The 22,404-nt window shown below is 73.4% G+C and carries 14 protein-coding genes and 1 pseudogene; 9 read left to right on the top strand and 6 right to left on the bottom strand.

Annotated elements, in window-relative coordinates; translation table 11 throughout:
* The first annotated feature begins 12 nt into the window (after window positions 1–12).
* From J4N02_RS00545 to J4N02_RS00530, 4 genes are read left to right on the top strand one after another with little or no spacing between them, the layout of a single operon-like run.
* A complete protein-coding gene (locus J4N02_RS00545; RefSeq protein WP_188333784.1) occupies window positions 13–813 on the top strand; it encodes a transglutaminase family protein in 801 nt (266 codons plus the stop codon).
* 37 nt (window positions 814–850) lie between these two features.
* Complete coding sequence (locus tag J4N02_RS00540) at window positions 851–4,207, top strand: DUF2126 domain-containing protein (RefSeq protein WP_188333785.1); 3,357 nt, start codon at window positions 851–853, stop codon at window positions 4,205–4,207.
* A complete protein-coding gene (locus J4N02_RS00535) occupies window positions 4,204–6,717 on the top strand; it encodes a circularly permuted type 2 ATP-grasp protein (protein ID WP_182818778.1) in 2,514 nt (837 codons plus the stop codon). The genes J4N02_RS00540 and J4N02_RS00535 overlap by 4 nt, the downstream gene beginning before the upstream one ends.
* Complete coding sequence (locus J4N02_RS00530; protein ID WP_188333786.1) at window positions 6,714–7,613, top strand: transglutaminase family protein; 900 nt, start codon at window positions 6,714–6,716, stop codon at window positions 7,611–7,613. Before J4N02_RS00535 ends, J4N02_RS00530 begins: the two co-directional genes overlap by 4 nt.
* Before the next feature lie 19 nt (window positions 7,614–7,632).
* Here J4N02_RS00530 and J4N02_RS00525 read toward each other — a convergent pair whose 3' ends face one another.
* From J4N02_RS00525 to J4N02_RS17245, 3 genes and pseudogenes are all read right to left on the bottom strand, one after another.
* Window positions 7,633–8,412, bottom strand: coding sequence for a transglutaminase family protein (locus J4N02_RS00525; protein WP_188333787.1), 780 nt, complete (start codon window positions 8,410–8,412; stop codon window positions 7,633–7,635).
* Window positions 8,403–9,350 carry an alpha-E domain-containing protein gene (locus tag J4N02_RS17250; RefSeq protein ID WP_375539348.1) on the bottom strand — a complete coding sequence of 316 codons (948 nt, stop codon included), beginning with the start codon at window positions 9,348–9,350 and terminating at the stop codon, window positions 8,403–8,405. The genes J4N02_RS00525 and J4N02_RS17250 overlap by 10 nt, the downstream gene beginning before the upstream one ends.
* A gap of 183 nt (window positions 9,351–9,533) precedes the next feature.
* Window positions 9,534–10,976: pseudogene (locus tag J4N02_RS17245) on the bottom strand (circularly permuted type 2 ATP-grasp protein); the annotation flags it as partial.
* A 171-nt stretch (window positions 10,977–11,147) separates the two neighbouring features.
* Between J4N02_RS17245 and J4N02_RS00515 the strand changes: the two are divergent.
* The 3 genes from J4N02_RS00515 to J4N02_RS00505 are packed head-to-tail and all read left to right on the top strand — an operon-like array spanning window position 11,148 to window position 15,162.
* Window positions 11,148–11,858: an alpha/beta fold hydrolase gene (locus J4N02_RS00515; RefSeq protein WP_188333789.1), complete on the top strand. Its 711-nt coding sequence runs from the start codon at window positions 11,148–11,150 to the stop codon at window positions 11,856–11,858.
* A 56-nt stretch (window positions 11,859–11,914) separates the two neighbouring features.
* Window positions 11,915–14,233, top strand: coding sequence for a 3-hydroxyacyl-CoA dehydrogenase/enoyl-CoA hydratase family protein (locus tag J4N02_RS00510; RefSeq protein ID WP_188333790.1), 2,319 nt, complete (start codon window positions 11,915–11,917; stop codon window positions 14,231–14,233).
* Window positions 14,233–15,162: a nitronate monooxygenase family protein gene (locus J4N02_RS00505; RefSeq protein WP_188333791.1), complete on the top strand. Its 930-nt coding sequence runs from the start codon at window positions 14,233–14,235 to the stop codon at window positions 15,160–15,162. The genes J4N02_RS00510 and J4N02_RS00505 overlap by 1 nt, the downstream gene beginning before the upstream one ends.
* An 82-nt stretch (window positions 15,163–15,244) precedes the next feature.
* Here J4N02_RS00505 and J4N02_RS00500 read toward each other — a convergent pair whose 3' ends face one another.
* Together J4N02_RS00500 and J4N02_RS00495 are read right to left on the bottom strand one after the other, a co-directional pair.
* Window positions 15,245–16,189 carry an alpha/beta fold hydrolase gene (locus tag J4N02_RS00500; protein ID WP_188333792.1) on the bottom strand — a complete coding sequence of 315 codons (945 nt, stop codon included), beginning with the start codon at window positions 16,187–16,189 and terminating at the stop codon, window positions 15,245–15,247.
* 13 nt (window positions 16,190–16,202) lie between these two features.
* Window positions 16,203–17,411, bottom strand: coding sequence for an NAD(P)/FAD-dependent oxidoreductase (locus J4N02_RS00495; protein ID WP_188333793.1), 1,209 nt, complete (start codon window positions 17,409–17,411; stop codon window positions 16,203–16,205).
* A gap of 147 nt (window positions 17,412–17,558) precedes the next feature.
* Between J4N02_RS00495 and J4N02_RS00490 the strand changes: the two genes are divergently transcribed.
* A complete protein-coding gene (locus J4N02_RS00490) occupies window positions 17,559–18,569 on the top strand; it encodes a PASTA domain-containing protein (protein WP_188333794.1) in 1,011 nt (336 codons plus the stop codon).
* 2 nt (window positions 18,570–18,571) lie between these two features.
* Window positions 18,572–20,983, top strand: coding sequence for a GDSL-type esterase/lipase family protein (locus J4N02_RS00485; RefSeq protein WP_188333795.1), 2,412 nt, complete (start codon window positions 18,572–18,574; stop codon window positions 20,981–20,983).
* Here J4N02_RS00485 and J4N02_RS00480 read toward each other — a convergent pair whose 3' ends face one another.
* Complete coding sequence (locus tag J4N02_RS00480; protein ID WP_188333796.1) at window positions 20,984–22,345, bottom strand: permease prefix domain 1-containing protein; 1,362 nt, start codon at window positions 22,343–22,345, stop codon at window positions 20,984–20,986.
* Window positions 22,346–22,404: the final 59 nt, after the last annotated feature.

Raw genomic sequence — 22,404 nt, 5'->3', positions numbered from 1 at the left:
GACGGAGCCAGAATGAGCAACCCCACGTCAGTCACCGCCCGCATCGCGCTGACCGTGACGCAGCCGGCCCGGCTGGTGTTCTCGGTCGCGGTGGCGCAGGGCACCCCGACCGACCGCGAGACGCTCAGCATCACCGTCGACGGCACCGAGGTGCCCGCCACGGAGGTCAGCAGCATCGCCGGCACCCGCCTGCACGTGGTCGACGCCCCGACCGGACGCCTCGAGCTCGCCTACGCCGCCGACGTCACCGGCTCGGCCCCCACGCCCGCGGTCACCGACGCCGAGGCGATCGAGTACACGCGGCCGTCGCGCTACTGCGAGTCCGACCGGTTCAACGTACTCGCCCCCACCCAGTTCGCCGGCCTCGCCGGCCAGGAGCTGGTCACCGCCGTGGGCGCGTGGGTGAACGGGCACATGCGCTACATCCCGGGCTCCTCGGGCAGCACCGACTCCGCCATCGACACCCTCCTCGCCGGCCAGGGCGTGTGCCGCGACTTCGCCCACCTGACCGTGGCCATGCTGCGGGCCTGTGGGGTCCCGGCACGCCTGATGGCCGCCTACGCACCCGGACTGGTGCCCATGGACTTCCACGCCGTCGCCGAGGCCGCCGTCGACGGCCGCTGGCAGGTCGTCGACGCCACCCGCATGGTGCCGCGCGCCGGGCTGGTCCGCATCGCCACCGGGCGCGACGCCGCCGACACCGCGTTCCTCACCGTGCTGTCGGGCCAGGTCACGTTCGGGCCGGTCCAGGTGACCTGCTACGCCCACGACGGGCTGCTGCCCGAGGACCCGTCCCAGCCCGTCCACCTCTGACACGCCGCCGAAACACGCGCCCCGTAGAGTGGGCGCCGTGAGCATCCGGGTCGCGCTGCACCACCAGACCACCTACCGGTTCGCGCGCCCCGCGAGGGTGATGCCACACGTGGTCCGCCTCCGACCCGCCCCCCACAGCCGCACCCGCATCGAGGCGTACTCGCTGACGGTCACCCCGCCCGACCACTTCCTCAACTGGCAGCAGGACCCCTTCGGCAACTACCTCGCCCGCCTCGTCTTCCCCAACCCGGTCGAGGAGCTCAGCTTCACCGTCGACCTCGTCGCCGACATGACGGCGATCAACCCCTTCGACTTCTTCGTCGAGGAGTACGCCGAGCACGCCCCCTTCACCTACCCCGAGCAGCTCCGCCGCGACCTCGCGCCCTACCTGCGGCCGGTCGGGGCGCACGAGGACGGCACGTCGGCGTCCATCGGCCAGGCCACCGGCGAGCCGGACGCCGTGGACACCTGGATCGCCGACAACGTCACCGCCCGCGGCCTGCTCGACGGCACGACCGGGATCGTCGACTTCCTCGTCGCGGTCAACGGCGCCATGCGCGAGGCCGTCGACTACACGACCCGCCTCGAGCCGGGCGTCCAGACCCCCGCGCAGACCCTCGACCGCGCGATCGGCTCCTGCCGCGACTCGGCCTGGCTGCTGGTCTCGGTGCTGCGCCGCTGCGGCATCGCCGCCCGCTTCGTGTCCGGCTACCTCGTGCAGCTGACCAGCGACGTCGTCCCGATCGACGGCGGGCCCGCCGGCCCCAGCGCCGACTTCACCGACCTGCACGCGTGGGCCGAGGCGTTCATCCCGGGCGCCGGCTGGGTGGGCCTCGACCCGACCTCGGGGCTGCTCGCCGGCGAGGGGCACATCCCGCTGTCGTGCACGCCCGAGCCCGAGTCCGCCGCCCCGATCACCGGCGCGACCGAGGTCGTCGAGGTCACCTTCGACTTCGCCAACGAGGTGCGCCGCGTCCACGAGGACCCCCGCGTCACCAAGCCCTACACCGACGACCAGTGGGCCGCCATCGACGCCCTGGGCGCGGCGGTCGACGAGCGGCTGGCGGCCGGCGACGTCCGGCTCACGATGGGCGGCGAGCCCACCTTCGTCTCCGCAGGCGACACCTCCGACCCGCAGTGGGAGTCCGCCGCCGACGGCGCCGAGAAGCGCGAGCTCGCCTCGCGCCTGGCCGCCCGGCTGACCGACCGCTGGGGGCGCGGCGGCATCGTCCACCACGGGCAGGGCAAGTGGTACCCCGGCGAGGAGCTGCCCCGCTGGCAGACCCAGATCGCCTGGCGCCGCGACGGGGTCCCGCTGTGGCGCGACCCGGCGCTGCTGGCCGACCCGCACGCCCCGACGAGTTCGGACGCCGCAGGCCCGGCCGGGCTGCCTGCCGATGGTCTCGCCCAAGGGATCGCCTCCCGGCTCGGGATCCCCGACGGCTTCGTGCTCGGCGCGGTCGAGGACACGCGAGGTGAACCCGGGGATCCCGTCGCCTGGGTGGTCCCGGTGTTCGTGGAAACCCAAGCCCTCAACGAGAAAACTCAAGCCCTCGGCGCAACCCGCTGGGCCAGCGTGGCCTGGCGTCCGGACGGCGAGCCGCTCACCCTCACCCCGGGCACCTCGGCGGCCGGGTACCGGCTGCCCCTGAACACCCTCGACCTCGGCGACGCCCCGCCCACGGCGGTGGTCGTCGAGCAGCGCGGCGCGCACCTGTTCGTGTTCCTGCCCCCCATCGACCGGCTCGACGACGCCGTCGGCCTGCTGGGTGCGATCGAGGCCGCGGCCGCGGCGTCCGGGACATCGGTGGTGCTCGAGGGCTACCGCCTGCCCGGCGACCCGCGCCTGGAGAGCCTGTCGGTCACGCCCGACCCCGGGGTGATCGAGGTGAACGTGCAGCCGACGTCCACGTGGGGGGACCTGCGCGAGCTGACCACCACCCTGTTCGACGACGCCGCGCGCTCAGGTCTGGCCACCGAGAAGTTCGACCTCGACGGCACCCACACGGGTACCGGCGGCGGCAACCACATCACGCTGGGCGGCCCGACGCCGGCGGATTCGCCGTTCCTGCGCCGGCCCGACCTGCTGCGCTCGCTGGTCACCTACTGGCAGTGGCACCCCGGCCTGTCGTACCTGTTCACGGGCAAGTTCATCGGCTCCACCTCGCAGGCACCCCGCGTCGACGAGGGCCTGGCCGAGACCCTCTACGACCTCGAGATCGCGTTCAACGAGCTCGTGGCGATCACCCAGGACCCGTCCATCGAGCACGACGTCGCCGCCGCGGTGGCCGCCGACCGCCGCTTCGACGAGGACCCCGACGAGCGCGTCGAGCGCCAGCGCCGCTCGCAGCCGTGGCTGGTCGACCGGCTGCTGCGCCACCTGCTCACCGACCTGACCGGCAACACGCACCGGGCCGAGTTCTGCATCGACAAGCTCTACTCCCCCGACACGGGCACCGGGCGCCTCGGCCTGGTCGAGATGCGCGGCTTCGAGATGCCCGCCCACCCGCGGATGAGCCTGATGCAGGCCGCGCTCGTCCGCGCGCTGGTGGCCCGGTTCTGGGAGGCGCCCGTGCAGGGGCCGCTGGTCCGCTGGGGCACCCGCCTGCACGACCGCTACCTGCTGCCGGCGTTCGTGGCCGCCGACGTCCGCGAGGTCGTCGCCGAGCTCAACGCGCACATGGAGTCCTGGCCGGCCCTCCCCGACGGCACCCGTCCCCGGTTCGACGAGCGCTGGCTGGAGCCGTTCCTGGAGTTCCGGTTCCCGCGGCTGGGCGAGGTGCGCATCGGCGACGTCGAGCTCGAGCTGCGCAGCGCGATCGAGCCGTGGAAGGTGCTCGGCGAGGAGGTCGCCCTCGGCGGCACGGCCCGCTACGTCGACAGCTCCGTCGAGCGCGTTCAGGTCAGCGCCGTCGGCCTGACCGAGGGGCGCCACGTGCTGACCTGCAACGGCATCCCGGTGCCGATGACCCCGATCGCGACCACCGGCTGGGGCGTCGGGCGTGACGCCACCGCGGGCGCGCGGGTCGGCGGGGTGCGGTTCCGCGCGTGGAACCCGCCCTCGGCCATGCACCCCTCGATCGGTGTCCACACCCCGCTGCACTTCGACCTCGTCGACGTGCGCAACTCCACGTCGCTGGGCGGGTTCACCTACCACGTCACCCACCAGGGCGGGCGCTCCTACGACCGCTACCCGGTCAACGCCGTCGAGGCAGAGTCCCGGCGTACGGGCCGCTTCGAGGAGCGGCGCACCTCGGGCCGCGTCGACACCTCCGCCTGGCCGGTGCCGGGCGGCGTGCTGGGCGGCGACCCGTCCGAGTTCCCGGTCACGCTCGACCTGCGCCGGTACTCCCGCGGCCGCCACCCCGTCGTCGGGGCCGAGGAGGCCGAGTGAGCCTGGCAGCGGGCTATGCCGAGCGCTTGGCGTCCCGGACGGCCACCGGCCTGGTCGCCTTCGACGAGACCGGCGCGGGCGGCGCCGTGCACGACCGCGCCCTCTGGGAGCACCTCGAGCGCCTCGGGCCCACCGGCCTCAACAAGCGCCGCCGCGAGATCGACCGCCTCACCCGCGAGGAGCGGATCGGGCAGAACGGCGGCCGCTGGAAGGTCGACCCGATCCCGCTGGTGTTCGAGGCCGAGCCGTGGGCCGCCCTGCAGGCCGGGCTCGAACAGCGCGCCCGCCTCTTGGACGCCCTGCTCACCGACCTCTACGGCCCCCGCGACCTGATCCGCCGCCGCGTGCTGCCGGCCGCGCTGTTCCTCGGCCACGACGGCTACCTGCTGCCGGCCCACGGCGTGACGATCCCCGGCCCGCGGCAGCTGCCGTTCGGCGGCACCGACCTCGTCCGCACCCCCGACGGCTGGACGGTGCTCACCGACCGCGCCCAGGCCCCCGCCGGCGTCGGCTACGCGCTGGCCAACCGACGCCTCGTCACCCGCGTGATGGAACCCCTGTCCCGCACCACCCGCTCCTCCCGGCTGCGCGGCTTCTTCGACGTGCTGCAGAACGCCCTGCAGGCCGCCGCCCCGCCCGGCATCACGTCGCCACGCATCGTGCTGCACTCCCCCGGACCCTCCAGCGACACCTCCTACGACCAGTCGCTCGTCGCCACCCTCCTCGGCCACCCGCTGGTGGTCTCCGACGACCTCGTGGTGCGCGACGGCGCGGTCTGGCTGCGCACACCCGGGCGGCCCCAGCGCGTCGACGTGATCCAGCGCCGGGTCGACGGCGAGTGGTCCGACCCGCTCGACCTGCGCCCCGACTCCCGCCTCGGCGTCGCCGGGCTGCTCGCGGCCGCCCGCCGCGGCGCGGTCTCGGTGGTCAACCCGATCGGCTCGGGCGCGATCGAGAACGTCGGCCTCACCCCCTACCTGGACGCCGCCTGCCGTGCCCTCCTCGACGAGGACCTCCTGCTCCCCTCCCCGCGCACCTGGTGGTGCGGGGACGACGCCTCCCGCGGCCATGTGCTCGCGAACCTCGGCGAGCTGGTCATCCGGCCGACGTCGCGCAGCTCGCGGCCCACGACCATCCCCGGCTGGGAGCTGGACGCCGCCCAGCGCGACGACCTCACCCGCCGGATCGAGGCCCAGCCCTGGGCCTGGGCCGCGCAGGAGCGCGTTCAGGCGTCCACGGCCCCGGTCGTCACCCCGCAGGGGCTCTCGCCGCGCGCGATGGTGCTGCGCACGTTCCGGATCGCGCTCGACGACGAGTACGTGGTCATGCCCGGCGGGCTGGCCAAGGTCGCGATGAGCGAGGAGGAGACCCTCGTCACCCGCGGCGACACCGTCATCGCCAAGGACGTCTGGGTGCTCGAGGACGAGCACGCCCCCGTCTGGCGCTCGCTGCGCCCGGCCGAGCCCACGGCGTCCGGGGTGGCCGTCATGCCCGACCTCACCCCCCGCGCGGCCGGCGACCTCTACTGGCTGGGCCGCTACGCCGAGCGCGTCGAGGCCACCGCCCGGCTCGTCGCCGTGGGCGACAACCTGGTCGACGACCAGCTCACCCGGCCGGAGTCGGCTGGCCACACCGCGATGGTCGAGATCATGGACGCCATCGGCGCGGTCACCGGGGTGCGGATCGACCCGGCCACCGGCGAGACCGAGGAGGCGCGCTACTCCGAGCAGCTCACCCGCCTGGTCGTCGACGACGAGCTGCCCGGCACGGTCGCCTACGCCGCGCGGCGCACCAGCGAGAACGCGCTGGCCGTGCGCGAGCTGCTCTCCCCCGAGACCGTCAACGTGCTCGGCGGGCTGACCCAGCTGCTGGGCGAGGTCCGCGAGGCGGCTGCCGAGGACGGGCTGATCGACCACCAGGCCGTCTCCACGCAGGTGCTGTCGTCGTCGTTGGCGCTGGCCGGCATCGCCGGGGAGAGCCTGGTCCGCGACGCCATCTTCACGTTCATGGACGCCGGCCGTCGCCTCGAGCGCGCCCAGGCCACCGTGGGCCTGCTGCGCCACACGCTGCGGGACACGCACTCGCCGGTCCCCGAGGCCGTCATCGCCGAGATGGTGCTGCGCGCGGGTGACACCCTGATCACCTACCGCCGGCGCATGGCCGCCGGCGTCGGCTCGACCGTGCCGGCCGTCGCCGCGATGGAGCTGCTGCTGGAGGACCCGATCAACCCCCGCTCGGTCCGCTACCAGCTCGAACGGCTGCTGCGGCACTTCGACACCGGGCAGGACCCGGCCCTCGTCGCGGCGATCGGCGAGGCCCTCGACCTGGTCACCGCGCCCGACCACGACGCCCTCTTCGCCAACGGCAGGGCGGGCCTGGCCGAGCTGCTGGCGTCCCTCGACCAGCGGCTGCGCGACCTGGCCCGGGTCATCGAGCGCACCCACTTCGCGCCGCAGGCCACCTCGCGCGCGTTCGCGGTGCCCGAGTTCGCCGAGGAGGTCGCCCGATGATCGACCACCACTCCCGGCGCCGGTACGAGGTGCGGCACCGCACGGCGTACACCTACTCCGACGACGTGACCGCCTCGTTCGAGCGGGCCATGCTGCGCCCCCGCGAGACCGAGCACCAGAAGGTGCTCGACCACGCCATCGAGATCAGCCCCGAGCCTGACCGCCTCGACGAGTCCGTCGACGCCTTCGGCAACTGGACCCACTACGTCGAGATCTCCACCCCGCACACCGAGTTGGTCGTCGCCAAGCGCACCACCGTCGAGATCGCGTGGCCCCCGGCCGACCTGGCGGCGCTGAACGCGTGGACGGTGGAGTCCGCCGCCGCGTTCCTGCGCACGGCCCCCGACGTGGACCCGTTCGAGCACGCCGCCTACACGCTGCCCAGCACGATGGTGACCCTCGAGGACGAGGTGCGCGCGTTCGCCCACGAACTGTTGCCCGGGAACCGGCCCCTCGGGGAGGCCATCGAGGCGGTCTACCGCGAGATCTACAGCGGGTTCACCTATTCACAAGGGGTGACGTCGGTGTCGACCACCCTGCCCGAGGTGCTGGCCGCCCGCGCCGGCGTGTGCCAGGACTTCGCCCACCTCGGCGTCGCCTGCCTGCGCGCGGTCGGGCTGCCGGCCCGGTACGTGTCGGGCTACATCGAGACCACGCCCGCGCCCGGCACGGTGAAGCTCGAGGGGTCGGACGCCTCGCACGCCTGGGTGGGTGTCCTCAGCCCCGGCGGCTGGGTCGACCTGGACCCGACGAACAACCACCTCGCCGACTCGCGCTACATCGTGACGGCGTGGGGACGCGACTACCGCGACGTCTCCCCGCTGAAGGGGATCATCTTCACCGAGGGCTCCGGGTCGACGCTCACCGTGGCCGTCGACGTGAAGCGCCTCGACTGAGTCCTGGACACCGACCGGCTCACGCCAGCCGCGTGACCTGCACCTCGGTGACGCACGCGGCGCCCTCGGGCCCGCAGTAGATGCCGCGCAGCGGCGGCACGTCGGCGCGGTCGCGGCCCCAGCCGATGATCACGTGCCTATCACCGATCGGGCTCACGCGGGCGGGGTCGAAGCCCTGCCAGGTGCCGTCCCAGACGTCCAGCCACGACGCGATCTCGCCGGCCGCGGACGCCCCCGGCTCGAAGTCGCCCACCGGCGCCCGGTAGCCCGACACGAACCGCGCCGGGACTCCCACCGCGCGCAGCGCGCCGATCACCCGGTGGGTGGCGTCGTCGACGCCTGCATCCGGGCCGGGGGCCAGCTCGCGCGAGAGCGCCTCCGCGAGCGCGGTCGGGTTGGGGGTCTCCTGGCGCAACCGGACGGAGACGCGGGCGTCGGCGTCCGAGGCCGTGGTGAGGGCGGTCGGGCGGAGGAACTCGGTGAAGGAGTCCTCGACGCCCGCGGCGTCCAGACGGGCGAAGTCGGTGGCGGGCGCCGCGGTGACGATGCCGGTCAGGTTGACGTCGGACAGGAGCGACAGCTGGAACCGCTCGTGCGCCTCGGTGACCTCGAGCTCGACGACGCGGGTGCCCCAGTAGTCGTCGTGGGAGCGCTGCCAACCCGTCGGCTCGGACGCCAGCGGGTGCGCCAGCACGACCTGCCGCGCCGTGGCCGCAGGGGAGAGCCGGGCCTGCAGGTGCACCTGGCTCACCTCGCCGGCGTGGCGGTGGGCGATGGTCGCCGCGATCCTCAGCCGCATGTCGGGGCCTCCTTCCAGGCCTCGGGGACGCCGCTGGTCAGGTACCGCTGCGACACCAGGGTGCCGACCTCGGTGCAGACCTGCTGGACGTGCTCCATCCGGTCGGCCAGACCGTCGAGGACCTTGTCGGCCGGCAGGTACTCGATCTCGGCGCGGACGCGGCCGATCGTGACCAGCGCCTCGTCCTGCCGCGCGAAGGAGCTACGGGGTTCCAGCTCGCGCAGCGCGTGCTCGACGGCGGCCAGGCCGTAGACCAGCGACCGCGGGAACCGGTCGTTGAACAGCAGGAACGCGGCCGCGGCGTCGACGGAACCCTCACCCATGTTGGTGCGCACGAACGACTGGTGGCCGCCCGCGGCGCGCAGCGCGTTCGACCACGCGACCGACGTGCCCCCGCTGGTGGCGGCGGCGAGGATCAGGCGCGAGGTCATGTCGACCCGCTCGAGCGAGCGGCCGAGCATCATGAACTCGAAGCCCTCGTCCTTGACCATCGTGGTGCGGGCCATGCCGCTGGCCAGGATCGCGCCGTGGCGCACCTGCCGGAACGCCTGCCTCACCGGCTGCCGCGTGAAGCTCGGGCTCCGCACGTCGAGGTAGGCGGTGTTGATCGCCTCCCACATGTCGAGGGAGATCACCTCCCGCACGCGGCGGGCCGACTCGCGCGCGGCGAAGAGGGTGGCGCGGAGCGAGGACGGGGCGTCCACGGCGTAGCAGAGCCGGTCGAGGACCAGCGTGATGTCGACCGGGCGGCCGCGGGAGATCGCGTCGGCGTCCTCGCCCATCGCGCCGAGCAGGGCGCGGGCGGCCTGCTCGTGGTCGACGGTGGGGTCCTCGACCATGAACTGCACGTTGGCGTCGAGGATGCGGCTGGTGTCCTCGGCGCGCTCGAGGTAGCGCGACGTCCAGAACAGCGAGTCGGCGATGCGCGACAGGGTCATCGGGCTCTGCCGACGCACCGACCGGACGCCCTTGGCGCGCTGGGTCTGCGACTGGCCGCCCTGCGACTGGGACTGCGTCTGCACCTGCACGACCGGGCGCTCGCCCTCGTCGTCGAGCACCAGCGACGGGTGGCGGGGGCCCTTGCCACGGGCCGGCTTGGGCTCGGGCAGGCGGACGCGGGCGTCGTCGAGCACCCAGGTGTCCTTCGAGCCGCCGCCCTGGGAGGAGTTCACGATGAGCTGGCCCTCCTGCAGGGCCACGCGGGTCAGCCCACCCGGCACCACCCGGACGCGCTCGCCGTCGTTGACCGCGAACGGGCGCAGGTCCACGTGGCGCGGGGCCACCTTGCCGTCGACCACCGTCGGAACCGTCGAGAGCTGCACGACCGGCTGGGCGATGTAGTCGCGCGGCCGGGCCAACACCGCCCTGCGGAGGGCCTCGAGCTCCTGGGCCGAGGCCTTAGGCCCGATCACGACGCCCTTGCCGCCGGACCCGTCGACCGGCTTGACCACCAGCTCGTCGAGGCGGTCGAGCACCTCCTCCAGCGCGGCCGGCTCCTCGAGGCGCCACGTGGTGACGCCGGGCAGGATCGGCTCCTCGCCGAGGAAGTAGCGGATCAGGTCGTCGACGTAGGTGCAGGTCAGCTTGTCGTCGGCCACGCCGTTGCCGACGGCGTTGGCGACCGTCACGTTGCCGGCGCGCGCGGCGGCCATGAGGCCGGCGACGCCGAGCATCGAGTCGGGCCGGAACACCGCGGGGTCGATGAAGTCGTCGTCGACGCGGCGGTAGATGACGTCGACCCGGCGCAGGCCGCGGGTGGTGCGGGCCATGACGCGGCCGTTCTGGCAGACCAGGTCGCCGGCCTCGACGAGCTCGACGCCCATCGTGCGGGCCAGCAGCGCGTGCTCGAAGTACGCCGAGTTGTAGACGCCGGGCGTGAGCACCACGACCGTGGGGTCGGTGACGCCGCTCGGGGCGGCCGCACGCAGGGCGTTGAGCAGCATCGAGGGGTACTCGTGCACCGCGCGGATGCGGTAGCGCGACATCGCCTCGGGGAACGCCGACGACATCGCCCGCCGGTTGGTGAGCACGTACGAGACGCCCGAGGGCACGCGCACGTTGTCCTCGAGCACGCGCATCTGGCCGTCGGCGCCCCGGACCAGGTCGGTGCCCGCCACGTGGATCCGCACCCCGTTGGGCGGCTGGATGCCGTGCGCGGCCCGGTGGTAGTGGGTCGACGAGGTGACCACGCGCCGCGGCATGACCCCGTCGACGAACACCGAGCCGGTGGAGTAGATGTCCTGCAGGAACGCCTCCAGCGCCGTCACGCGCTGGGCAATGCCCGCCTCGATCTGGGCGAAGTCCTTGGCGGTGATGATCCGCGGCACGACGTCGAGCGGGAACGGCGTCTCCTTGCCGCCCACGTCGAAGGTGATGCCCTGCTCGAGGTAGGTGGACCCCACGTACTCGGCACGGGAGAGGAGCTCGCGGTCGCTGACCGCGGAGAGCTGTTCGACGGCGGCGCGGTAGTGCGGACGGACGGAGCCGTCGGCGTCCAGCATCTCGTCGAAGGCGCCCGGGGCCGCGGCATAGCGGCTGATCAGGGTCGATCCGGCGTCCGTCATGGCTGGATTGTAGGGAGCAGGTGTTTCACGCGTGTGACGAGTTCACATTGTTCGGCTGTTTGGAGCCGCCGACCCCAAATGCGCCGGATGCCGTCACCCGCGCCGCATGCAGCCGGCGCATCTGACGTTGTCCGGCGCGTCTGGGTTGACCACTCCACGTACGCTGGGTCCATGCCCCGACCGCTGGTGATCCTGCTGCACGGAACGCGCTTCAACGCGCGCTCGTGGGACGGCTACGCCGACCTCGTGGACGCCGACGTGCGAGCCGTCGACCTGCCGGGCCACGGCGTCCGGGCGGGCCAGCCGTGGACGACCGACGCGGCGCTCGCGGTGATCGACGACGAGGTCGCGACGGTGACCCCTGACACCCCGGTCGTGCTCGTCGGCCACTCGCTCGGCGGGTTCATCGCCACCACCTGGGCCCAGCGCCACCCGGACGCCCTCGCCGGGCTGGTCCTCGTCGGCGCGATGGCCGACCCGCGCCGCCACCGGATCCTGACCCGGGCCTACACCGACTTCGCCAAGCTGCTGCCGGTGGTCGGCCCGCAGCGGATGGCGTCCATCGCGAACACCGTGCTGCGGGTGATGGGGATGCGCGGGGACGCGATCCCCGACGCGACCGGGTACGCGGTCGCGCCCGACGCCTGGCACAGCGTGGTCAGCGAGGCCGGCTGCCACCAGCTGCCCGACGTCAGCTGCCCCGTCTGGCTCGTCGCCGGCGCCCTCGACCAACTCGCCATCGACACCCGGCGCTACGCCCGCGCTTGCCAGGACCCGCGGATCGTCGTCGTCCGCTCCGCCACCCACCTGCTGCCGTTCACGCACAAGCGGCAGCTGGCGGAGGTCATCAACGAGGCCGCCGGGGTGGTCGCCGCCGCTTGACCGGGGTGACACGATGGGGGGACCCCGCTCAGAGTCGAGCCCCCGGAAGGACGCCCATGACCATCGCCGACCGCCAGCCCCGCATCCCGATGACCGACGGGTTCACCCCCGTCAGCCGCGCGGTGGTGATCGGCGCGGGAACGATGGGTTCCGGCATCGCCGCCCACCTGGCCAACTGCGGCATCGCCGTCGCGCTGCTCGACCGGGTCGCCGACGGCGACGACCGCTCGGCGCTGGCGCGCACCGCCATCGACCGCCAGGTGCAGGGGGGCGGGTTCATGGTGCCGGAGTTCGCGGCGCGGGTGACCCCGGGCAACGTGGAGGACGACCTCGACGTCGTCGCCGAGGCGGACTGGATCGTCGAGGCCGTCTTCGAGGACCCGAACGTCAAGCACGAGCTCTACGCCAAGCTCGAGGGCCTGCGCCGGCCGGGCACGCTGATGTCGTCGAACACGTCCGGCATCCCGGTGGCCGAGTTGGTCCGCGGGCACTCCGAAGCGTTCGCCCGCGACTTCACCATCACCCACTTCTTCAACCCGCCGCGCACGATGGAGCTGCTGGAGGTGGTCGCCGGTTCCGACACCTCGCCGGAGGTGCTGGAGCGCACCATCCGCGTCGCCGACCGCCAGCTCGGCAAGACCGTGCTCGAGTGCCGCGACACCCCCGGCTTCATCGCCAACCGCCTCGGGTCGCACTGGATGGCCGTCGCCGCCCTGGAGGCCTTCGAGGCCGGGCTCGACGTCGAGACCGCCGACGCGATCATGTCGCGCCCGTTCGGGATCCCCCGCACCGGCGTCTTCGGCCTCTTCGACCTCGTCGGGGTCAACCTCGTGCCGCTGCTGTGGCCGGTCCTGACCCGCGCGCTGCCTGCCGACGACGCCGCCCAGCGGTACGACCTCCTGGGCGACCGCGTCTTCCAGCACCTGCTCGACAACGGCCTCATCGGACGCCGCGGCCCCGGCGGCTTCACCCGCCGCAAGAACGAGGCGGGCGAGAAGGTCGACGAGGTCATCGACCTGGAGTCGTTGGAGTACCGCGCGCGGCGTCAGGTAACTGACCCGGCGGGGTCGGCCGGCGACATCGCTGCCGTGCTGGCGGGCGACTCGGACGGTTCTCGCTACGCGTGGACTGTCTTCGCCCAGGTGCTCGACTACGCCTGCCACATCGCCCCCGAGGTCGGCGACGACGTCGCCGCCGTCGACGCGGGCATGGAACTCGGCTACGCCTGGGCGCGCGGCCCGTTCAAGCTCGCGGACGCCGTGGGCGCGGCCCAGCTGGTGGCCCGGTACGAGGCCGAGGGACGCGCGGTGCCCGGCCTGCTGGCCGCCGCGGCGAAGGGCGGGGGCTTCTACCCCGACGCCGACACGGTGCTGTCGTCCTCGGGCGAGGTGGTGGAGCGGCGGAAGGTCGAGGGCGTGCTCACCGTCGCCGACGCCCAGCGCGCCCACGGGGTGCTCGCCGAGTCGGAGTCGGCCGCGGTCGTCGACCTCGGCGACGGCGTCGCCTGCCTGGCGCTGCGCACCAAGATGAACACCTGCGACGCGGGCGTGATCGAGATGGTCGAGCGCGCGCTCACCCTCGGCGAGGAGGGTGCCTTCAAGGCCCTCGTCATCGGCTCCGACCACCCCCGCGCCTTCTCCGCCGGCGCCAACCTGGCGACGTTCACGCACTTCATCGAGTCCGAGGATCCGGAGGGCCTGCGCGAGCTCATCCGCCGCGGGCAGGTGGCGTTCCACGCGCTGCGCAACGCCGCGTTCCCGGTGGTGGCGGCTGCCAAGGGCTTCGCGCTCGGCGGCGGCTGCGAACTGATGCTCGCCGCCAACCGGGTCGTCACGCACGCCGAGCTGTACGCCGGGTTCCCCGAGCGGTCGGTCGGCCTGCTCCCCGCGTGGGGCGGCACGGTGCAGTCGCTGGTGCGCGCACTGGGGGCGGGCGAACCGCTGCCCGCGGCGTCCGCGTTCGCGGTGACGACCAGCTGCGAGGTCAGCACGTCGGCGTGGCAGGCCGCCGACTGGCACCTGCTCACCGCCGAGGACGAGGTCGTCGCGTCGGTGCACCGCGTGCTGGCCGAGGCCAAGGCGGTCGCGCTCGAGCTGCTCGAGGGCGGTTGGACGCCCCCGGCCCCGGTCGAGCTGCCCCTGCACTCCCCCGACGCCGAGCCGCTGGACGCCGGGTGGGCGGACGCCTCCGAGACCGACCGCGCGATCGTGGCCCGCATCGCCGGGATCCTGACCGGCGACCGGCCCGGGGCCACGGCGTCTGAGGAGGACCTGCTGCCCCTCGAGGTGGACGCGGCCGTCGACCTGCTGCAGCTGCCGAAGAACCAGGAGCGCGTGCGCCACCTGCTCGCGACGAACAAGCCGCTGGCCAACTGATGGCGCTGCCCGCATCGCTGGAGGGCCGGCTGCGCGTGCCGGTGGTGGCCGCGCCGATGTTCCTGGTGTCGGGGCCGGAGCTGGTCATCGGCGCTTGTCGCGCCGGGGTGCTGGGCACGTTCCCGGCACTCAACCAGCGCACCACGGCCGGTTTCGCCGACTGGCTGACCCAGATCGAGGACGCCGTCGGCGACCGCCCCTACGGCGTCAACCTCATCGTGCACCGGACCAACACGCGGCTCACCGCCGACCTGGAGGTGATCGTCCGCCACCGGGTGCCGGTGGTGATCACGAGCCTAGGGGCGGCGTCCGAGGTGGTGGCGGCGGTGCACTCGTACGGCGGGGTGGTGTTCCACGACGTGACGACGCAGCACCACGCGCGCAAGGCGGCGGAGGCGGGGGTCGACGGGCTGATCCTGGTCACGGCTGGGGCGGGCGGGCACGCGGGCTCGCTGTCGCCGTTCGCGCTGATGGCCGAGGTCAGGCCGTGGTTCGAGGGGACGATCCTGCTCGGAGGGGCCCTGTCTTCCGGCGCTGATGTGCTGGCCGCCCGGGCCATGGGCGCCGACCTCGCCTATCTGGGCACCCGGTTCGTGGCGACGCGCGAGTCGATGGCGTCGGACGCCTACCGCGAGCAGATCGTCGCGGCCGGCGCGGGCGACGTCGTCTACACGCCGAGTGTGAGCACGATCCCGGCGAACTTCCTGCGGCGCAGTCTGGAGCTCGCCGGCATCGACCCGGACGCCGCCCCCGGCCCGGTCGACCTCGCCCACGTGACGCAGCCCAGCGAGGGCGACGCGAAGGCGTGGCGCGACATCTGGTCGGCGGGCCAGGGCGTGGCCGGCATCACCGATGTGCCGCCCGTCGCCGAACTCGTCGACCGCCTCGAGGCCGAGTACGCCGCCGCGCGCGATCGCCTCTGCCCCTGACCTGCCGAATTCGACCTGCGGATGTTGAGCCCGGGCTCGACTTCTGCAGGTCGAATTCGGGCGGGGTCGGTGGGGGGCGGGGTTAGTGGGGGGCGGCGTCCACCTCGGCGAGGAAGGCCGTGAGCTCGCTCAGCAACCGGTCGTGCTGCTCGAGCTGCGCCCAGTGGCCACAGGCGTAGACCTCGACCAGGCGCGCGTTGGGCATCGCCGCCACCGCGCGTCGGGAGCCGTCGATCGACACCAACCCGTCCTGCCGGCCGTGGAAGAACAGCGCCGGCAGGTGGATCGACCCCACGACCCCGGACTTGTCGTTCAGCATCCCGCGCGGGCCGACGGTCGCCCGGTTGTAGGAGCCGTGGGCCACCCCGCCGTCCGGGCGCCGCGCCTCGGCGAAGAACTCGGCGACGGCTTCGGGCGGCAGCGTGGCCGGGTCGTGCACCATGTCGCGCACGACGCGGGCGAGCAACGGCCGCGACAGCCGTGAGATCAGCGCCATGCCGCGATCGTTGGCCCGCGTCGTGAGCCACATCAGCCGCTGCATCGCCGCCGACCCGAACGAGGGCATCAGCCCGCCGGGCGCGATGCACACCAGCCCCGCCAACCGCGCCGGGTGGCGCAGGGCGAGCTCGAGAGCGATGTCGCCGCCCATCGACACCCCGCAGGCGACGACGCGGTCGAGACCGAGTTCGTCGAGCAGCGCCACCAGCTGGTCGGCCGCCGCCGAGGGCGCGCCCGGCAGGGCAACGCCCGTCGTGCCACCGCACCCCGGCAGGTCGGGCGCGATGACCCGCCGCTGCGCCGCCAGCGGGCCGATGAGCCGGTACCAGGAGATCGCCGCCGCGTCGTACCCGCCCCCGTGGACGAGGAGGATGGGGGTCGCTTCGAGGCTCGCAGGCTCGCGCCTCAGCGACCGTTCGCCAAGCCCCGCGGGCTCGCCGGCCGGCGACCGCTCGCCCTCCAGCACCCGCCACCGGCCGCCGACGGCGGGCACGAAGGTCTCGCGGGCTCCGGGCGGCAGCAGGGTCATGCAACCACCCTAGTCAGGTGACGAGATCGGCCAGGTCCTGCTCCTGCAGCTGATCGGCGGTCAGCGACATCCCCACCACCTTCCGCAGCGGCCCGGCGGCCCGGGGGGTGTTCACCTGCAGGGCGGCGGTCACCACACCGCCCTCGAGCCAGGACGCCAGGTACGCCCCACTGGCCGGGTCGCCCTTCACCACGAGATGGGCGTCGCGGCCGGCGCGGCCGAGGTAGTCCAGCGACATGTCGTACTGGTCGGAGTAGAAGTACGGCTGCCAGTCGTAGCTCCCCTCGCGGCCCAGCAGCACGGAGGCGAGGAACCGCCCCTGGCGCCGGGCGTTGTCCCAGTGCTCGACGCGCACGTGGCGCCCGAGAGTCGTGTTGTACGCGTTGGCCACGTCGCCGATCGCCCCCACGTGCGGGTCGTCGGTGCGCAGGTGCTCGTCGACGAGGATGCCGTTGTCGACCACCAACCCGGACGCCGCCGCGAGCTCCGCGTTCGGGATCGCCCCCACGCCCACGACCACGACGTCAGCCGGAACCACCGAGCCGTCGACCCGCACGCCCGTCACGCGCCCGTCGACGCCCTCGAACCCCTCGACCGTCACGCCCGTGCGCAGGTCGACGCCGTGCGCCCGGTGCAGCGCGGCGATGTGCCCGGCGAGCTCCGGCCCCAGCACGCCCACGAGCGGCAGGTCGAGCCCCTCGAGCACGGTCACCTGGCACCCGGCCTCGGCCGCGGCGGCCGCCACCTCGAGCCCGATCCACCCGCCGCCGACGAGCACGACCCGCTCCCCCGCGTCGAGGGAGCGTCGCAGGGCGGCCTCGTCCTCCATGCGGCGCAGCGTGAGCACGCCGTGGAGATCGGCCCCCGGCAGGTCGAGCAGACGTGCCCGCGACCCGGTCGCGAACACGAGGTCGTCGTAGGGCACGTCCCGCCCGGACGCCAGCCACACCACTCCGGCCTCCCGGTCGACGCACGCGGCGGCGTCCCCGAAATGGGTGTCGATCTGCTTGTCGGCGTAGAAGGACGCCGGGTGCAGGTAGATGGCGGCGGCGTCCGCCTCGCCCTGCAGCACCTCCTTGGAGAGCCCCGGCCGGTCGTACGGCCGGTGGGGTTCGTCGCCGATGAGGGTGATCCGCCCGTCGAAACCGCCCTTCCGCAACGCCTCGACCAACCGCGCCGCCGCGAGCCCGGCACCCACCACCACCACGGACCGACCAGCCATCATGGCCCCCTTCCGGAGACCCTCCAGCATGCGCCCATTTCCACAGTCCCACAAGAGAAAACATCCCCTCCCCCGGACGCCGCCGCGAAACGTCCTCACGCGGCCACCCTCCCTCGATACAGTCCCACTGAGATCTGGGAGGAACCGATGCAGCACCCTGACACGCACGAGCCCACGCCCCGCGCAGCGAAGCCGGGACGCAGGCTGAAGATCGCCGCCGCCGTCGTCGGCACGCTGGGGCTCCTGGTGGCCGGAGCCGGGTTGGGCCAGGTCGTCTGGCCGGCGCGGGTGACGCAGCAGGTGGTGGTCGCCCCCGAGGAGCAGGCGGCCGAGGCCGCCACGACCGCGCGGTTCCCGCACGTGCTGGGCCTCGACGTCGCGTCGGCACGGGCCGTCATCGCGTCGGCGGGGTTCACGGCCGCACAGGTGACCACCGACACCGTTCCGGCGGCCGGCCCGCAGGGGTACGTCGTCAGGCAGCAACCCGACCCGCACGAGCAGCTCCCCCTCGACCACGCCACGGCCCAGCTCACCCTCAGCGAGCCCGTCACCATGCCCGACCTCGCCGGCAAGCCCGCCGACGACGCCCGCCGGTCGGTCACCGACCTCTTCGGCGTCGCACAGGTCGACCGCGTCACCACCGCCGACCAGCCGGCCGGCGTGGTGCTCTCGACCGAGCCGGCCGCCGGCCAGCCGATGCCGGTCAACGTGGTGCTGAAGGTCTCCGACGGGGGCGAGGCGATGGCGCTGACCGACCTCGACGCCGTCACCTACACCGCCTGCAGCCGCGCCAAGGACCAGACCGTCAACGGCACGCTCCACGCCCTCGCGCTGACGTGCACGCCGGGCCGGCCCGATCGCCCGGCCCACCTCGAGTACGCCATCGGACGCCACGCCACCTTCCTCGACGCCACCATCGGCATGCTCGACACCGGGGGCGTGGGGTCGGCGACCGTCCGCGTCCTCGGTGACGGCACCCAACTGGCCACGATGGACGTGGCGTTCGGCACCTCCCAGCCGCTGCGCGTCCCCGTGCGCGACGTGCTGCGGCTGCGCATCGAGGTGACGGGGCCCGAGGCGTCCCCGCGGCCGGTGCTGGTGCTGGGCGACATCCGGCTCGTCGGCGACCCCGACAAGCTCGACCAGCTGGGCGAGTGACCATGCGCCGCCTGCTCGCCGCCCTCGCCACGGTGCTCGTCACCCTGGGGTTCGCCACGCTGCCCGCCGCCGCCGAGACCCGCAACCCGCACAGCGCGGTGCCGGTCTACCTCGTCATGGACGTCTCCGGCTCCATGGAGGGCCAGCGCCTCCAGGCCGCCCAGGCGGCCGCGCGGTCGTTCATCACGGGCCTGCAGTCCGACCAGGTGTTCGCGCTGTACACGTTCCCGGGCAGCCGGAAGATGGTCGACGGCTGCCCCGCCGGCCGGTTCAACATCCGCCCGGCGCGCGTCAACCAGGGCAACGCCCAGTTCGCCGTGAACCTGCTGAGCGCCACCGGCAACACCCCCACTGTGCCGGCGCTCAAGGAGATCATGCGCAACGTCAAGAACAACGGCTACGAGAACGCGCAGGTCGTGCTCGTCACCGACGGCGAGGCGAACTGTGGCGAGTCGAACGACGTCTGCTCGGTCGTGCCGATGCTCGACCAGCAGGGCATCAAGCTGCGCATCCACACCGTCAGCCTCAACAACACCCCGGACGGGGACGCGTCGCTCGCCTGCCTCGCCCGGGGCACCGGCGGCACGTCGACCACCGTCGACGACGTCGCCGGCCTCGTGGACGCCGTCCGTCGCGCCTCCTCCTACGGGGCCGACCTCGACGTCAGCCTGCCCGCGACGCTCCCCCGCGTCACCGGGCGCTCCCGCGACCTCGCCGCCGAGATGAAGGTCAAGGTCACCGCGACCGGCAGCGCCCTCATCCCGGACGCCTCCCTCGTCGTCACCTTCCACTCCGGTGACGCGGCCCGCCGCATCGAGTCCGAACCGCTCGGCACGATCCCCCTCGGCAACCTGGACGTGGGGGCGTCCGTCGAGAAGACCCTGCTGCTCTACCCGATGGCGACGGCCGACGGACCCGTGACGTGGAAGGCGAGCCTCGTGGCCGGCGGCGTGCCGGTGGCGAGCGAGACGGGCACGGTGCGGCTGACGTCGGGCACCACCGTCGCCTCGGGCGGACGCATCTTCTCCGAGGCGAAGAGCGTCGTCATCATGGGCGACTCGTACTCCTCGGGCGAGGGCGCGGGTGACTACGACTCGTCGATGCCGCATCGCGAGTGGTGGTGCCACCGGTCGGCGAAGGCGTACGGCCGGGTGCTCTTCCCGGACGCCGCCATGGTCGCCTGCTCGGGCGCGGTCTACGACGACTGGGCGATGGCCAACGACAACCGCAACAGCGGCTCCAACTCGATGGGCACCGTGAAGCCGCAGCTGCTGCAACTGCTTGAGCTGACCGCCTCCGACAACCCGCCCGACCTCGTGCTGATGACCCTCGGCGGCAACGACGTGGGCTTCGGGCAGGTGGTCACCGACTACATGCTCAACTCCACCGCTGACGACGCGCCGCCGACGCGCCCCGCCATCGAGTGGCGCACGCTCGGCGCCCGCATCAAGGACGCCTACAAGGAGGTCAACGCGGTCGTCAACGCGCCCGTGGCGATCGCCAAGCGCGAGGGCAAGATCGCCCAGGTGGTCGTGCTGCCGTACGTGCGGCCGATCCCGGCGGCGGGCGGCGCGGGCTGCTTCCTGTGGATCTCGCCGCACGAGCTCACCCTGGCCAACCAGTTCGTCGGCGAGCTGAACAAGACCGTTCGCGAGGCGGTCGCCGCGGCGGCGGCCGACGGGGTGCCGGTGCAGCTCGCCAGCCCGGTCGAGTACGCCTTCCTGCCCGACCACACGCTCTGCGACGGCGACGACACCTACATCAACCCGCTGCGGTGGGAAGGCCCGGCGTCGGCGGTGAAGATCTGGTACCACAACAGCTCCCCGGCCGCGAAGCAGGAGCTCATGCACCCCAACGCCGCGGGGCACGCCTACATCGCGGCGAGCCTCGTCGAGTGGTCGCGCACGGTCGAGCCGCTCGACCTCACCGCCCACCCGGCTGACTACCGCGACCTGAAGGTCTGGCCGGCGGCACGCGGGGGCATGCGCCGGGTCGACACGCCGACCACCCTCGGCGCGGCCGGCCCGGCGCTCACCCTGCCCAACATCGTCACCGAGCCGGGCCAGAGCGTCGACGTGAGCCTGTGCATCGAGCAGTGCGAGTTCGCCACGGTCTACGTGACGGTCACGGTGAACTCGCTGCCGATCCCGCTGGGGGCGCTGCCGGTGAACCCGGACACGCGGCGTCCGGAAGGGTTCGTCACCCTGCCGCCCGACCTGGCGCCGGGCACGCACACGATCGTGCTGCGGGGCCTCGACGAGGCGGGCAACCCCCACGAGGCGTCGTTCGAGGTGCGCGTGTGGCGCACCGGCACGAGCCGCGGCCTCCACCTCGCGGCCGCGGGTGGGGCGTTGCTGCTCGTCGCGGGCGGGTTGTGGGTCGTCGGCTGGCTGCGCGGGCGCAGCCGCCGCTGATCACCGGAACCCGAACACCACCGGCAGCACGAACACCACGAACGCGGCCCACACGCCGATGACCAGCAGGTAGCGGCACTGCCAGCGGCTCAGGTCGACGAACGGACGCCGCCGGCGCAGCACCCCGAGCGACAGCCACGCCGCGCCGGCGAGGTTGCCGAGCAGGACGAGGTTCTCGCCGAGGGCGGCGAGCTTGTTGGGGCTGGCGCCGTACTCGCCGATGCGTCCGGCCATGGCGGCGAGCACCACGGCGTCCACGAGGAGGGCGACGACGACCATCGCGAACTGCAGGCGGTCGGCCCAACCGGGTGGGCGTCCGGGGGTGCGGGCCGACACCCAGTAGAGGTGCAGCCCGACGATCACGACGAGCACCAGGTCGACGAGGATGAGGACCCAGCGGTCGGCGTCCGCCGCGTTGCCGGTCGCGAGCAGCACGGCCAGGAACACGACGAGCAGCAGGGTGAACAGCGGCGTGAACACCGCGGCGAGCACGGGGGCCATGTTCTCGATGACGCCCTGCTTGGCCTCGACCAACCACGCGGCGACGATCACCGCGCCGCCGATGGCCATGGGGTAGATCCACTGGCCGATCACGACGTCGGGGCTGATGCCGGCGAGCGCCAGCACGCCGAGCGCCAGGCCCAGCAGGACGCCGCCGCCCAGCGCCAGCAGCACGTAGTAGATGAGCCACTCGCCGAGGAAGCGGAGGTAGTCCATCCAGCGGTCGACCACGCGCCAGTCGGGGCCGAGGTGCACGGCGCCGAGGGCCAGCGCGAGCAGGATCACCGCGTGCATCAGGGCCAGCAGCTGCGTGTCGAACGGTTGGGCGAACGGGTAGGCCAGGAGCGCCAGCAGCACCGCGCCCAACAGGACGCCGACCCCCGCGACGACCTTCACGACCGGTGGACGCCGCAGCCACGCGAGGTACGCCGTCGCCACCGCGGCGAGGGCCACGAGCCCGATCGCGAACAGGCGGGGCACTCCCTGTTCAGCGTCCGCCGTGGTCATGAGCAGCCCGAACGGGATCTGCACGGCGAACCCGGCGAGCACGGCGAACACCAGCATGACGAGCATGCTCCGGCGCCCCTCCCCCGCCTCGGGCCGGACGCCGACGTGCTGCTTCCACAGCCGGTCGGCGTGCTCGCGAGCGAGGTCGGCGGCGATGGCGTGCTGCGGGCCCAGCCGCTGGACGCCGACCAGCACCGCCTCGTCGGGGGTCAGGCCGGCGGCGGTGAGGGCGTCCACGTGGCCGCGGAGGTGGTCCTCGAGCTCGTCGGCGTCGGCGGGGTCGATGCCGCGGCGTCCGAGGAGTTCGGTGCGCCACTGGCCGACGAGTTCGTCGACGCGGGTGGGGGTGGTCATGCGAGGCCTCCAAGGGGACGGGCGATGGGTGTGAGGGTGCGCGTGGCGTCGTGCCAGAG

Origin of the sequence: Propioniciclava sp. MC1595, from assembly GCF_017569205.1 — a bacterium.
In the GTDB taxonomy this organism is placed as follows: domain Bacteria; phylum Actinomycetota; class Actinomycetes; order Propionibacteriales; family Propionibacteriaceae; genus Propioniciclava.
This window is presented reverse-complemented; position numbering and strand designations above follow the sequence as displayed.

Excerpts from the sequence above, each read along its gene's own strand:
- J4N02_RS00545 (WP_188333784.1), top strand. The coding sequence starts at position 13 with ATGAGCAACCCCACGTCAGTCACCGCCCGCATCGCGCTGACCGTGACG.
- J4N02_RS00530 (WP_188333786.1), top strand. The coding sequence starts at position 6,714 with ATGATCGACCACCACTCCCGGCGCCGGTACGAGGTGCGGCACCGCACG.
- J4N02_RS00525 (WP_188333787.1), bottom strand. The coding sequence starts at position 8,412 with ATGCGGCTGAGGATCGCGGCGACCATCGCCCACCGCCACGCCGGCGAG.
- J4N02_RS17250 (WP_375539348.1), bottom strand. The coding sequence starts at position 9,350 with ATGACCCTGTCGCGCATCGCCGACTCGCTGTTCTGGACGTCGCGCTAC.
- J4N02_RS00515 (WP_188333789.1), top strand. The coding sequence starts at position 11,148 with ATGCCCCGACCGCTGGTGATCCTGCTGCACGGAACGCGCTTCAACGCG.
- J4N02_RS00510 (WP_188333790.1), top strand. The coding sequence starts at position 11,915 with ATGACCATCGCCGACCGCCAGCCCCGCATCCCGATGACCGACGGGTTC.
- J4N02_RS00505 (WP_188333791.1), top strand. The coding sequence starts at position 14,233 with ATGGCGCTGCCCGCATCGCTGGAGGGCCGGCTGCGCGTGCCGGTGGTG.
- J4N02_RS00500 (WP_188333792.1), bottom strand. The coding sequence starts at position 16,189 with ATGACCCTGCTGCCGCCCGGAGCCCGCGAGACCTTCGTGCCCGCCGTC.
- J4N02_RS00495 (WP_188333793.1), bottom strand. The coding sequence starts at position 17,411 with ATGGCTGGTCGGTCCGTGGTGGTGGTGGGTGCCGGGCTCGCGGCGGCG.
- J4N02_RS00490 (WP_188333794.1), top strand. The coding sequence starts at position 17,559 with ATGCAGCACCCTGACACGCACGAGCCCACGCCCCGCGCAGCGAAGCCG.
- J4N02_RS00485 (WP_188333795.1), top strand. The coding sequence starts at position 18,572 with ATGCGCCGCCTGCTCGCCGCCCTCGCCACGGTGCTCGTCACCCTGGGG.
- J4N02_RS00480 (WP_188333796.1), bottom strand. The coding sequence starts at position 22,345 with ATGACCACCCCCACCCGCGTCGACGAACTCGTCGGCCAGTGGCGCACC.